General features: G+C 60.2%; 12 protein-coding genes. 11 read left to right on the forward strand and 1 reads right to left on the reverse strand.

Going from position 1 to position 13,303, the window contains the following annotated elements:
- The first annotated feature begins 232 nt into the window (after positions 1–232).
- The 11 genes from ACQKPC_RS11230 (at position 233) to ACQKPC_RS11280 (ending at position 12,173) form a co-directional block, all read left to right on the forward strand.
- On the forward strand, positions 233–829 hold the full coding sequence (locus ACQKPC_RS11230) for a paraquat-inducible protein A (protein ID WP_427624598.1): 597 nt from the start codon (positions 233–235) through the stop codon (positions 827–829).
- Complete coding sequence (locus ACQKPC_RS11235; protein ID WP_427624599.1) at positions 826–1,494, forward strand: paraquat-inducible protein A; 669 nt, start codon at positions 826–828, stop codon at positions 1,492–1,494. Before ACQKPC_RS11230 ends, ACQKPC_RS11235 begins: the two co-directional genes overlap by 4 nt.
- Positions 1,475–3,130: an intermembrane transport protein PqiB gene (locus tag ACQKPC_RS11240; RefSeq protein ID WP_427624601.1), complete on the forward strand. Its 1,656-nt coding sequence runs from the start codon at positions 1,475–1,477 to the stop codon at positions 3,128–3,130. Before ACQKPC_RS11235 ends, ACQKPC_RS11240 begins: the two co-directional genes overlap by 20 nt.
- Positions 3,131–3,147: 17 nt before the next feature.
- Positions 3,148–3,702 (forward strand): PqiC family protein, encoded by a 555-nt coding sequence (locus tag ACQKPC_RS11245; protein WP_427624603.1) that lies wholly within the window; start codon positions 3,148–3,150, stop codon positions 3,700–3,702.
- A gap of 65 nt (positions 3,703–3,767) precedes the next feature.
- Positions 3,768–5,012, forward strand: coding sequence for an MFS transporter (locus tag ACQKPC_RS11250; RefSeq protein WP_427624605.1), 1,245 nt, complete (start codon positions 3,768–3,770; stop codon positions 5,010–5,012).
- Positions 5,013–5,092: 80 nt separating this feature from the next.
- Positions 5,093–5,608, forward strand: coding sequence for a sigma-70 family RNA polymerase sigma factor (locus ACQKPC_RS11255; protein ID WP_008072357.1), 516 nt, complete (start codon positions 5,093–5,095; stop codon positions 5,606–5,608).
- Positions 5,609–6,586, forward strand: coding sequence for a FecR domain-containing protein (locus ACQKPC_RS11260; RefSeq protein ID WP_427624607.1), 978 nt, complete (start codon positions 5,609–5,611; stop codon positions 6,584–6,586).
- Between the two features lie 99 nt (positions 6,587–6,685).
- Positions 6,686–9,118 (forward strand): TonB-dependent siderophore receptor, encoded by a 2,433-nt coding sequence (locus tag ACQKPC_RS11265; RefSeq protein WP_427624609.1) that lies wholly within the window; start codon positions 6,686–6,688, stop codon positions 9,116–9,118.
- Between the two features lie 63 nt (positions 9,119–9,181).
- Entirely contained in the window at positions 9,182–10,366 is a 1,185-nt protein-coding gene (locus tag ACQKPC_RS11270; RefSeq protein WP_427624610.1) for an ABC transporter substrate-binding protein, read from the forward strand.
- Positions 10,363–11,424 carry a FecCD family ABC transporter permease gene (locus tag ACQKPC_RS11275; protein WP_008072361.1) on the forward strand — a complete coding sequence of 354 codons (1,062 nt, stop codon included), beginning with the start codon at positions 10,363–10,365 and terminating at the stop codon, positions 11,422–11,424. The genes ACQKPC_RS11270 and ACQKPC_RS11275 overlap by 4 nt, the downstream gene beginning before the upstream one ends.
- Positions 11,418–12,173 carry an ABC transporter ATP-binding protein gene (locus tag ACQKPC_RS11280; RefSeq protein ID WP_427624611.1) on the forward strand — a complete coding sequence of 252 codons (756 nt, stop codon included), beginning with the start codon at positions 11,418–11,420 and terminating at the stop codon, positions 12,171–12,173. Before ACQKPC_RS11275 ends, ACQKPC_RS11280 begins: the two co-directional genes overlap by 7 nt.
- A 9-nt stretch (positions 12,174–12,182) precedes the next feature.
- Here the strand turns inward: ACQKPC_RS11280 and ACQKPC_RS11285 are convergent, their stop codons facing one another.
- The gene (locus tag ACQKPC_RS11285; RefSeq protein WP_371317105.1) at positions 12,183–13,121 is read right to left on the reverse strand and encodes a site-specific integrase; all 939 of its coding nucleotides are present in this window, start codon (positions 13,119–13,121) and stop codon (positions 12,183–12,185) included.
- Positions 13,122–13,303: the final 182 nt, after the last annotated feature.

Genomic DNA, 13,303 nt, shown 5'->3' on the forward strand with positions numbered 1-13,303 from the left:
TTGGTTGAATGTCAGGCCGTCTTCGCGAGCAAGCCCGCTCCCACAATTGACCGAGTTCTCTCAGAGGAATGCGGTCGAATGTGGGAGCGGGCTTGCTCGCGAAGAACGATGACGCGGTCGATCAGACTTTATGTCCCCGTCCTCTTGATCGGTCTTTTAATTTGCTCAATCGCAAGTCACTTCTATATTGAGGGAGTGCTCTGACTTTCCTGCCTCCTGGCGAGTGCGGCCTATGGCTACGACTGACCAACTGATCATCTGCGAGCACTGCGACTGCGTGTATGAAAAAGTCACGCTCGCCAAACATCAGAAAGCCCTGTGTACCTGCTGCGGCGGCGTGCTGCAGCGTTATAACGGACTGTCGGTGGAGCAGCGTCTGGCTTTGGCCTTCACGGCAACGGTGCTGTGGATTTTCGCCAACTTCTATCCCGTCATGAGCATCAGCCTCAAGGGCCTGAAAAACAGTGCGACGCTATGGGATTCGGTATTGGCGTTGAGCCAGGGGCCGATCACCTTTATTGCGCTGGTGGCGGCGATATCCATCATCATCGCGCCGCTTTTTCAACTGGTGTTGCTGATCTGGGTCCTGAGCTTCGCCCTCGTGCATCGGCGCTCGCCAGGCTTCAAGCTGTGCATGCGTTGGCTGGAAACCCTCAGGCCCTGGAGCATGCTCGAGGTTTGTCTGCTGGGGGCAATGGTGGCGGTGTTCAAACTGGCAGGTTTGCTCGATGTAATACCCGGCCTTGGCCTGTTTGCCCTGGCTATCCTCAGCCTGCTACTGATCCGCATCGCCGGGCGCGATGTCCGTGAATTGTGGGACACCCTATGAACAGGCCACCGCTCGCCAGCGAACTCAACCTGTGCCTGTGCCATAGCTGCGGCCTGGCCTGCGACATAACGGATAACCCTCACGAATGCCCACGCTGCGGCGCGCCGTTGCATGCCCGTAAAACCAACTCACTGACCCGCACATGGGCCTATTTGCTGACCTCGCTGGTGTTTTATATCCCGGCCAATCTGCTGCCGGTGATGAACACCAGTCTGTTCGGCAACGGCTCCGACAGCACCATCATGAGCGGTGTGCTGGAGTTCTGGGCACACGGTGCGTGGGACATTGCCCTGATTATTTTCATCGCCAGCATCGCGGTGCCAGGCATCAAGTTCGTTGCCCTCTCCCTGCTGCTGATCACTGTGCAACGCGGCAGCCTTTGGGCGCGCAAGGAGCGCTCGAAGCTTTACCGTTTCGTCGAGCTGATCGGCTACTGGTCGATGCTCGATGTGATTGTTGTCGCACTGGTCGCCGCACTGGTGAAATTCCAGGCCCTGGGCGATATTCAACCGCGCCTGGGTATTCTGTTTTTTGGTCTGGTGGTGGTATTCACCATGCTGTCTGCCATGAGTTTCGATCCGCGGCTGATCTGGGATGAAAAGCGGGATAACGAGCGGCATAACCCACCCAACGAGGAGGTCATGGATGAAGTCGCAAGCCACTGATGGGCCGCAAGACCCCGGCCAGGCCAGTATCAAGACCCGTCGCTTCAGCGTTTCGCTGGTGTGGATTGTGCCGATCGTTGCGGTGCTGGTGGGGATCTCCCTGGTGATACACAGCATGATGCAGGAAGGCCCGACCATCACCGTCACGTTCAAGACCGGTAGCGGTCTTACGGCCAACAAGACCGAGGTCAAATACCGCAACGTGGTCATCGGCCATGTCTCTGAAGTGAAGCTGAGCAACGATCAGAAAAGCGTTAACGCCACGATCAAACTCGACAAACAGGCTGAAAACTTCACCCGCGAAGATTCGCAATTCTGGGTCGTGCGACCGCGCATTGGTGCCGGCGGCGTCTCGGGCATCGATACCCTGCTGTCAGGCGATTACATCGGCGCCGACATCGGCGAGGCCAATGCCCGTTCCAAACACTTCATTGGTCTGGAAAACCCGCCGCCCATTACCTATGGCGAGCCGGGCAAGCGCTTCATGCTGCACACCCAGGACCTGGGCTCGCTGGACATCGGCTCCCCCGTCTATTACCGCAAGATTCCAGTCGGGCAAGTGGTGGCGTATGCGCTGAATGCCGACGGCAAAGGGGTGAACATCGAAATTTTCGTGCATTCGCCCAATGACGTCTTCGTCACGCAGAACACCCGGTTCTGGAACGCCAGTGGTATCGATGTGAGCGTGGGTGCCAATGGTTTTGCGGTGAATACCGAATCCCTGTCTTCGTTGTTGGTGGGCGGCATCGCGTTTCGCGCACCGGAATACAGCCCCAATGATCAGCCGGCCAGCGAGAATAAAGCCTTCGACCTGTTCGAAGACCAACAAACCGCCCTCGCGCCCCCCTTTGGCAAGGGGCAGTTCCTGAGTTTGCGCTTCGATCAGGCCTTGCGCGGGCTGAAGATCGACGCGCCGGTGGAGTTCCTCGGCATCGAATTTGGCAGAGTCGTCTCGGTCAATCTGGATTTCGACGCGAAAAAGCGCAGCTTCCCGGTCAATGTCGGCATCGTGATCTACCCGCAACGCCTCGGTCAGGCTCATACCAAAATGCTCGAGGCCTTGAAGCATGACCCTAATGACGAAGCCGCTGGTGTGCGGCTGATGGGCAGCTTCATCGAAAACGGCCTGCGAGCCCAGGCCCGTAGCGGCAACCTGTTGACCGGTCAGCTCTACATCGCGCTCGACTTCTACCCCGACGCAGAGAAAGTCGTGTTCGATCCAACCGCCCGCCCCGTCACCATCCCCACCATTCCTGGCAGCCTCGAGCAGTTGCAGGAAAAACTGGAAAACATGGTCAACAAGATCAACCAGCTACCGATCGACCGCATTGCCGGCAATCTCGACAGCAACCTCGTCGAACTGCGCAAGGGCCTCGTACAGTTCAACGCCAGGACCCTGCCCGGCGTGCAGACCACCTTGGGGGACGTCAGCAAGGCCTTGCAATCGGCCAGCTCGACCTTGGCCGAGGATTCGCCGCAACGGGAGCAGTTGACCCAGACCCTGGACGAACTCGGGCGCATGTCACGCTCCTTGCGTGAACTCTCGGATTACCTGGGCCGGCATCCGGAATCACTGATTCGCGGTCGTCCCGACAACGCCGCACCGATGGATATGAAGGCGCCACCGCGCAACTGACCACAGGAGCAATACCCATGGCTTTCCCGCTGAAGATCTCGCTGGTCACTGCGCTGTTGCTGCTCACCGCTTGCCGCAGCGATCCGATTCAGTTCCATACCCTGACCCCGACCCAACTGAGCGGCGCAAGCGGCGGCGCGGAGATTCAGATCGAAGGCATCACGGTGCCGCCCCAGGTCGATCGGCCGCAGATTGTCATTCGCCAAGGTAACAGTGGCCTGGCGATCCTCGAAACCGAATGGTGGGCGGCGAGTCTGGTGGATGAATTGCGCAGCGCCCTGGTCGATCAACTGGTCACCAACAATCTGCAACGCAGAGTGTCGTTGCGACTGGACGTGCAGCGCTTCGATTCGATCCCCGGCCAATACGCGTTGATCGACGTCAAATGGCGCCTGCGCAATCTCGGCCCCGGCGATGCTGCGCTGATCACCTGTCGCAGCACGTTGCAGACCCCCGCTGGCCCGAGCATTGATGAGCTGGTGGTCGCCCATCAGAACAATGTGAAGCGGTTAGCTGCCGCCATCAGTCAGGCTGCAATCGGATCTTCACGGGGCTGTCCGTCGGTCAAGTAGCAAGTGCGCGGTTTTCCCTCGGTGGCAAAGCACGTAGGATGCCGCCCAACCACCGAGGCTGACCGATGTCCCATACAGGTACCCTTCAGGGTTCAAGCGTAAGAATCCTGATTTATCTTCTGTTCGCGATCCAGCTCATCTCCATGGGCGCGATGGAAATGAGCGGGCCGTTCTGGCCCGTCCATCTGCGTGGGCTGACGTCGTCGGAGTCGGTGTTCAGCTTCGCCAGTATCGCCGTCTACGTCGGGCCGATGCTGGGGATTATTCTGACCAGCGCATTCTGGGGCCGTATCGGCGACCGGTATGGCCACAAGTTGATGATGATCCGCGCCCTGGCCGGTTTGTCATTGACCCAGCTTGGGCTGGCCCTCTGCAGCGATATCTGGGTGATCCTGCTCCTGCGCTTCTTGCAGGGCGCGTTCGCCGGGTACATCGCCCCGGCCCAGGCCTACGGCGTCAGCATTGAAGCGCCTTCACGCCGGGCGCGGCTGTTTGCAATCCTGCAAATATCCACCAACGTCGGTTCATTGCTCGGTGCCGTGGTCGGCGGGCTGATCCTCGATTACGCGACCTTCTTCTGGATCAACATCATTGCCTCGGCCCTCTGTGCGATCTGCACCGTGGTGGCGGCCGTGACCTTGCCGGATGTGCCGCCGGTGAAGAAAGCACCGGTGGTGGATGGCACTGCACCGGTCAAGCGTTCACGTAGTGTGTGGCAAGGCTCGCCACTGCTGTCGTTGCTGGGCGTGATGGGGATTTTGTTGCTGGCGCGAATGCTGCCCCAGACTTCGTTCTCGCTGTATGTCAGCTCGGTGTTCGAGGTCCGCAATTCGGTGGTCGGCCTGTGCTATGGCTTACTGGCCTTGGGTTTCATCATCTCGGCGGCGCCGTGGTCGCGCTACTTCGAGCACCGTAGCCAGCAGGACACCCTGCACCGCATCACCTGCATTGTTATCGGTTGCATCGGCCTGACCGCCGTGGCCGGCATCACCCGCAACCCGGCGGTGTTTGTCATTGCCTACTTCGTGTGGGGAGTGCTGCTGGGGGCGACGACGCCGGTGCTGATGGCACTGATCTCGAAAACCGCCGACAGCTCACAGCAGGGTTACGTGCTGGGGATTGCCCAAAGTACCGCGCAATTCGCCTCCATCGCGGGTATCTCGGCCGGTGGTTTGCTCAGCCAGGTCTATGGTTTGCAATACACCTACCTGTTTGTTTGCCTGGCCTACGTAGTCGCGCTGATTCCGATTGTCGCCTTGCGCTATTGGCCAGTGGTGATGCAACCGAGCCAGGTCCCTCCCGGCGATTGATCCTGAAGGCGCCTCTTGCGCCGCAGGGTCACAGTCAACTAGCATTGGGAATACTTCTCAATCGCTAAAAATTATCATCCATGAGCGATACCCTGCCCGCGACTCACAACAATCACCTGCGCATGATCGAGGCCCTGTACAGCGGCCATCATGGCTGGCTGTATGCCACGCTGCGCAAAAAACTGGGCAACGCCATGGATGCGGCCGATCTTGCACAGGACACCTTTACTCGCATACTCGCTTCCCGGGTCGCGGTCATTGAGCAGCCTCGGGCTTACCTGAGCTGTGTGGCCAAGGGCATTCTGGTCAATTGGTATCAGCGCAAGGCGCTCGAACGCGCCTACCTGGATGCCTTGGCGTTGCTGCCCGCGCCCGAAGCGCCCTCCCCCGAACTGCGCTTCATGGTGCTGGAAACCCTGCACGAAATCGACGCGATGCTCGATTCCCTGCCGCCGCTGGTGAAGCGTACATTCTTGCTATCGCAGATTGGCGGGCTGAAATACGAGGACATCGCCGCGCAACTGGGCGTCTCGCTGATTACCGTCAAGCGCTACATGAAGCAGGCTTTCGTGCAATGCCTGATGCTGGTGGAATGAATGTCGACTCGCCACAGTGACGCGCAAATCGATCCGCGAATTCTCGAAGAAGCCGCCGAATGGCTGATGCGCCTGAGCGAAAGCGACTTCAACGAAACCCAGCGTGCCGAGTGGGAATGCTGGCGTGTCAGCAGCCCCGAGCGTCATCGCGCCTGGGCTCGTGCGCAATTGCTGCAAAGCAAGCTCGGCGGGCTGCCGCCGTCACTGGCGATGTCGGCGCTGGATCGCCCAAGCAATCCTGAGCGACGCACCGCACTGGCAAAACTGGCGACTATCCTCGCGGTACTGCCCACCGGCTGGGGCAGTTGGAAACTGCTGGAATCGCAACAATGGACGGCCGACTATCGGACTGCCGTGGGCCAACGTCGTGAAATAACCCTGGCCGACGGTTCGCACATCACCTTGAATACCGACACCGCCATCGATGTGCTGTTCGACGCTAACCAGCGACTGATCAACTTGCGCGAAGGTGAAATTCTGGTGCAGACCGTGCCGGATGTATTGCCCCAGGCCAGACCTTTTCTGGTCAGCACCCGTCAGGGGCGCATGCAGGCCTTGGGCACACGGTTTACCGTTCGCCAATGGCAGACCCGCACCCACCTTGCCGTGCTGGACGGCGCGGTCAGAGTCGAGTTGCCCCGTGACAGTCACGTCGCCCCATTGATCGTCAATGCCGGGCAACGCACCGATTTTTCCGCGCAAGCCTTTGGCCGGTTGAACCCGGTGGACAGCGCCGTCAGCGCCTGGGCTCAAGGCATGTTGATGGCTGACAACGTACGTCTGGCCGACTTCCTCGCCGAACTGGCGCGCTATCGCAAAGGCTTCGTACGCTGCGACCCGGCCATTGCCGATCTGCGCATTTCCGGCGCCTTCCCCATCAGCGACACACAACGCACCTTGAACATGCTCGTGCAGACGTACCCAGTAATCGCCACCGGGCATTTAAGCGGCTATTGGGTCACGCTTTCTCCCGCCTGAGCTCGCAAAAAAATATTGCGGTGCAGGTGATACTTTTTTTGATCTCGACTGGCTAGGGAAGGAAGAACTTCTCAACCTCGTCGAAAGGGTCATCACTCCATGTTCGTTGCACGCCCTCAGTGTTCGGATCGCTCGTTGAAACTGGCTGTCCGTAGCGCGTTGCTAAGCCTTGCCCTGACCGGTGCCGTCAGCCCGACTGCCTCGGCCGCCGCGCCGGTACAGCTGGATGCCGCAGCTACCCGCGCCTACAACATCGCGCCGGGGCCATTGGGTGCAACGTTGTCGAGATTTGCCGTGGACGCCGGCATTGCCCTGTCATTTCAGCCCTCGATGACCGAAGGCCTGACCAGCCCGGGCCTGTCGGGCACATACTCGACGCAGGAAGCGCTGAGCCGATTGCTGGCCGGCAGTGGCCTGGAAATCGTCTCGCGCAATGACGGCAGCTATACCCTGGCACCGCGTCCGGCCGACAGTGCAGGCGGTTTGACCCTTGACGAAACCACGGTCAACGGCATCGACGCTCGCACCAATAGCCTGCCGCCAGCTTATCCAGGCGGTCAGGTCGCCCGCGGTGGGCGCCTCGGCATGCTGGGCAACAAAGATGTAATGGACGCGCCCTTCAGCGTCAGCAACTACACCTCGGCACTGATGAAGGATCAGCAGGCGGTCACCGTGGCCGATGTGCTGGAGCGCGACTCCTCGGTGCGCTCCACGGGCCAGACCGGTGGTATCGTCGATTCCTTCTTCATCCGCGGCTTCCCGGTGGGTGAAGGCAACCTCGGTGAGTTGGCGTTCGACGGCGTGTACGGCGTGGCCCCCAACTATCGGGTGTTCACCGAGTACGCCGAACGCATCGAAGTGATCAAAGGCCCTGGCGCCCTGCTCTACGGCATGTCACCCAACAGCGGCGTCGGTGGCGTGATCAACGTGGTGCCCAAGCGCTCTCTCGATGAAGACCTGACCCGGTTCACCGCCAGTTACGCCATGAACTCGCAGATCGGCGGGCACATCGACGTCAGTCGGCGCTTCGGTGAGGAACGCCAGTTCGGCGTGCGCATCAACGGCAGTACCCAGCAAGGCGACACCGCCATCGACGATCAATCCCGTGACGTCGATATCGGTTCGATCTCGCTGGATTATCAGAGTGACCGCCTGCGCACCACCCTGGACCTGATCAGCCAGAAGGAACAATTCGACGCCGCGTCACGACCGTTCCTCGTTGCTTCCGGCGTGGAGATTCCGTCCGCAGCCAATGGCCGTACTAACGTCAGCCAGGACTGGGGTTGGTCTGAAACCCGTGACAAATCCGCCTTGCTCGGCGCCGAGTACGACCTCAACGACGCCCTGACCGTGTTCGCCCACGCCGGCGGCGGCAAATCGGATGTCGCGCGAATGTCCGACCAGACCCCGACCATCCTCAACAGCGCTGGCGATACGCGCTCGGTTCCCGGCTATTACAAATTCGAAGTCGAGCGCTACACCGTCGATGCCGGTGCCCGCGTGCGCTTCGACACCGGCCCGATCAGCCACAGCACCACCGTGCAAGTCACCCGTTACCGCGACGAGCTGTCCCGGGGCATCAACTCCGGGCCGGCGGTTCTGTCGAACATGTATCACCCGGTTGACCGTCCGAAGCCGTCGATTGCCAGCCCCGATGCGCTGAAAGTCTCCGAGACCGAGCTGTCCGGCGTGGCCCTGGCCGACACCCTGTCGATGATGGACGAACGTTTGCAGGTCACCCTCGGCCTGCGCAAGCAGAATATCCAGTCCGATAACTACAACACCGCCGGCGTGGTCACCACCTCGTACGATGAAAGCGAAACCACGCCGCTGTTCGGGGTGGTGGTCAAACCCTGGGATCACGTTTCGTTCTACTACAACTACATCGAAGGCTTGAGCAAAGGCGACATTGCGCCTGCCACGGCCTCGAACTCGGGCGAAATCTTCGCGCCTTACATCTCCCGCCAACAGGAAGTCGGGGTCAAGGTCGACTACGGCACCTTCACTTCTACACTCGCCCTGTTCCAGATCAAGAAGCCCAGCGGCGAACTGGCCAACGGCGTGTTCTCGGTGCAAGGCGAGCAACGCAACCGTGGCGTCGAGTTGAACGTGTTCGGTGAAATCGCCCAGGGCACGCGCCTGCTCGGTGGCGTGACCCTGCTCGACGCCGAACTGACCAAAACCGGCACCGCCGCCAATCGCGGCAATAAACCGGTGGGTGTGCCCGAGGTTCAGGCCAACCTCTGGGCCGAATGGGACACCCCGTGGGTCGAGGGTTTGACGCTGACCAGCGGCGCGATCTACACCGGCAGCCAATACGTGAACCAGGCCAACACCCAGGAACTCGACCCATGGACTCGCTTCGATGTTGGCGCGCGTTACGCCACCCGCATCGCGGAACGCCCGACCACGTTCCGGGCGACGGTGCAGAACGTGTTCGATCGTGAGTACTGGTCCGGTGTCGCGTCTTACGGCGCTTTCTCCCAAGGTTCGCCGCGCACCCTGCAACTGTCGGCCACCGTCGATTTCTGAAAACGTCCAGTCCGGGCAGTGGCCTGAGCCGCTGCTGGGGCTGACCCTGTAAAGGCTTCAACCATGGCATCTGTTTATCGACACAGCCACGCCTTCGTTGCCCTGCTATTGGCAGGACTGCTGGGCGTGGCGTTGATTTTTTCACTGGCGCCGCGCAATGCGGTCGCCGCCGCTCAAGACCCTGCAGCAGTCACGGTGACTGACTTGTTGGGCCGCGAGGTCAAGGTGCACCTGCCGGTCAGACGGGTGATTCTCGGCGAAGGTCGACAGCTGTACCTGGTCGCCGCGCTGGATACGCAGAATCCGATCGAGCGCATCGTCGGTTGGCGCAAAGACTTGATCCAGTCCGATCCGGACACCTACGGCGCCTACCTGCGCAAATTCCCCGACATCGCAAAGATCCCCACCTTCGGCGGCTTTGAAGACGGCACGTTCGACATCGAGCAAGCGATCTCGCAGCAGCCCGACGTGATCATCCTCAACATCGAAGCCCAACATGCCACTGAAGATGCTCGCTACATCGAGAAACTCGACGCCTTGGGCATTCCGGTGGTCTATGTCGATTTTCGCAACAACCCGATGGACAACACCGAACCGACCATGCGCCTGTTCGGCAAGCTGTTCGGCAAGGAAGCGCGTGCCGAGGCGTTCATCGATTTTCGCAACCAGCAGATCCGCCGCGTCACCGACGTCATCAAGGCCAGTCAAGCGCCGCGCCCGAACGTGTTCATCGAGCGTATCGGCGGTTACACCGACGACTGTTGCCTGAGTTTCGGCAATGAGAACTTCGGTCGTTTCGTCGAGATGGCCGGCGGCAACAACATCGCCAAAGACATCATTCCGGGCACCTTCGGCCAGTTGAACCCTGAGCAGGTGATCGTCGCCAACCCGGATCACGTGGTCGTGACCAGTGCCAACTGGGAAGCCTTCGCGCCCAGTGGGCGTTGGGTCGGCGTCGGCCCGGGCGCCGACCTCACAGAGGCCCGACGCAAACTGGCCTGGTACACCCAGCGCCCGGCATATGCCGGGATCAAGGCTCAGGACACTCAGGCGTTTCATGCGATCTGGCACCAGTTCTACAACAGCCCTTACCAATTCGTGGCCATCCAGCAACTCGCCAAATGGTTTCACCCGACACTGTTTGCCGACCTCGATCCCGACGCCTCATTTCGCGAACTGCATGAACGATTCCTGCCGGTACCGTACGAGTCGGGTTACTTCGTCAGCCTGAAGGAGAGCCGCCAATGAGTTCTCTGGGTGAAGTACAGATCGTCCAGCGCGATACCTACCGCCAATTGGTGCTGCGCAAACGGCTGATCCTCGCGGCGTTGGTGGTGTTGCTGGTGTGCAGCGTGTTGCTGGATCTGGCCCTGGGCCCCGCCAGTTACAGCTTGAGCGAAGTGCTCAATGCGCTGTTTTCACCGGACACCGCATCGGCGCAAGTGCGGGTGGTGATGTGGGAAATCCGTCTGCCGGTGGCGCTGATGGCGGTGGCGGTCGGCGCGGCGTTGTCGCTGGCCGGCGCGCAGATGCAGACCATCCTCAACAACCCCCTCGCCAGTCCTTTCACCTTGGGCATTTCCGCCGCCGCCAGTTTCGGCGCGGCCATGGGCCTGGCCTTCGGCGTGGCGCTGTTCCCGTTGGCGGCGCAGTACATGGTGCCGGTGAATGCCTTCATCATGGCGATGCTTTCCGCACTGCTGATCCATTTCCTGAGCATGCGCCGTGGCGTGACGGCGGAAACCATCGTGCTGCTCGGCATTGCGCTGGTGTTCACCTTTAATGCGCTGCTGGCGCTGGTGCAATTCTTCGCCACCGAACAAGCGGTCGCGGCGGTGGTGTTCTGGACCATGGGCAGCCTGACCAAAGCCACCTGGCCAAAACTCGGGGTGATCTGCCTGGTAATCCTGATCACCCTGCCGATTTTCGCCAAACGCGCCTGGGCTTTGACCGCCCTGCGCCTGGGCGATGACAAGGCCGCGAGTTTTGGGATCAACGTGCGCAGCCTGCGCTTTCAGACGTTGATCATGGTCAGCCTGCTCGCCTCGTTTCCGGTGGCGTTTGTTGGCACCATCGGCTTTATCGGGCTGGTCGGGCCGCACATCGCACGGATGCTGATCGGCGAAGATCAACGGTTCTTTTTACCCGCCTCGCTGTTGACCGGCTCGCTGATCCTGTCCGCCAGTTCGGTCGTCAGTAAAACCCTGATCCCGGGCGCGATATTTCCCATTGGCGTGGTCACCTCGCTGATCGGCGTGCCGTTCTTCATATCTCTGATTCTCAGCGGGAAGAAAAACTCATGGTGAAGATCCAGCTTGAGAACCTTGGCGCCCGCTACGGCCAGCGCGAGATCATTTGCGGCGTGACCACCGCGACCTTCACCGGTGGCCAGGTGGTCGCCGTGGTCGGGCCGAACGCGGCGGGCAAGTCGACCCTGTTCAAGCGCATGGCCGGGCTGATCGACGGGCCAGGACAAGTCATTCTGCAAGACTCGAAAAAAGGCTCACGAGGCATCAGCTACATGCCTCAAGGCCTGAATGCCAGCGCCCGTCTGACGGTTTACGAGTCGGTGCTGCTGGCGCGCAAACAACTGACCCCAGGCTGGGTCGTGCACGACGACGAGTTGAGACGGGTGGACGATATCCTCGGCGCACTGGGGATCACCGAGCTGTCTTTTCGTAACCTCGGCGAACTCAGCGGCGGCCAGCAACAGCTGGTTTCGATTGCACAAACCCTGGTGCGCGAGCCGGAAATCCTGCTGATGGACGAACCGACCAGCGCCCTCGACATGCATCGGCAGGTGCAAGTGCTGAACTTCATGCGGGCACTGGCGCGCAAACGCGAGGTGATTGTGTTCATCGCGATCCACGACCTGAATCAGGCCCTGCGCTTTGCCGATCAGGTGCTGGTCATCGCCAACGGCACCAGCCACGGCAGCGGGCCCAGCGATGAAGTGATCACTGAGCAGATGCTGCGCGAGGTCTACAAGGTCAAAGCACGGATCGAGAAATGCAGCCGTGCCCAAAGCCACATTCTGATCGACGATATCGTCTGAAACCCGCCGTCAAAGGTCGAAGCGATCCACTGCCCGACGGCGTTCATTGTCGTCGCGCACATCATAATTGGCCGTGGTCTGGATGTTGCTGTGGTGGGCCAGTTTCTGCGCGATCGACAGGTCGTGCTCTTCAATCACTCGGGTGATGAACGACCGCCTAAAATCGTGCGGCATGATTTTCACCCCGACTTGCGCACCGCGTTGCCGGGCAATGTAGTAGATCGCATGCTTGGTGATGCGCTCGCGGGTAATGTGGCTGCCACGGCGGATGCGGTTGAACAGGAACGGATCATCCGTCTCGCCCTCCTTTAACTGCGAACGCCGCAACTCCAGCCACGCATCCAGTTTGGCAAAGGCCCAGGCTGGCGCGTACTTGATCAACTGTTTGTTGCCCTTGGCGGTGACGCACAGGCTGCGCTCGGTGAAATCCACCTGGGCCAGGTCCAGATTCACCGATTCCGATTTGCGCATCCCGGAACCGTACAGAATCCCGATGATTGCCGCATCCCGCAGCCCTTGTGGCCGAGGATCGGCGGCGCAGACCTCCATCAAGTCGCGAATCAAGGTGCGCTTGAGGTTGCGCCCCTGGGACAGTCGCGTGCCGGCAATACCTTTGACCGAACGCATTTTCAGCAGATGCTCCTGACTGATCAGGCTCATGCGCCACGCTTCGTTCATCACCCCGCGCACCGCATTAACGTAGAGCGACGAGGTATTGGGCGCGTAGCCGTCTTCGCGCAAGGTCGCCACCAGTGCAACGACATCCTCGGGTTGCAGTTGATGCCAGGGAATCTCTTCGATGTTCATGTCTTCGAAGTCCAGACGGTCGGCGGCGTCCTGCAATACATAACGCATGGTCAACTGGCTGGACGGTGCCAGACGTGCCAGGTACAGGGTTAACGGGTTGGCTTTGGAAATGCTGGATTCTGTAGCAGGTAAGTCAATCAATGAAACGGCCTTGAAATGAATAAAGTTCAACAAAACAACTGAACAATGAAATTTACTTGAGATAAAAACGAGGGACTTCTGTCGGGCTATTACCTGCATTCGACCAGCCCGAGGGGCCGTCACGCTGCCGGTCATGGCCGGAAAAGTCAATTGATGGCTTCTTGGCTTATCACCAATGCCAA

Origin of the sequence: Pseudomonas sp. NPDC089918, from assembly GCF_050280605.1 — a bacterium.
In the GTDB taxonomy this organism is placed as follows: Bacteria; Pseudomonadota; Gammaproteobacteria; order Pseudomonadales; family Pseudomonadaceae; genus Aquipseudomonas.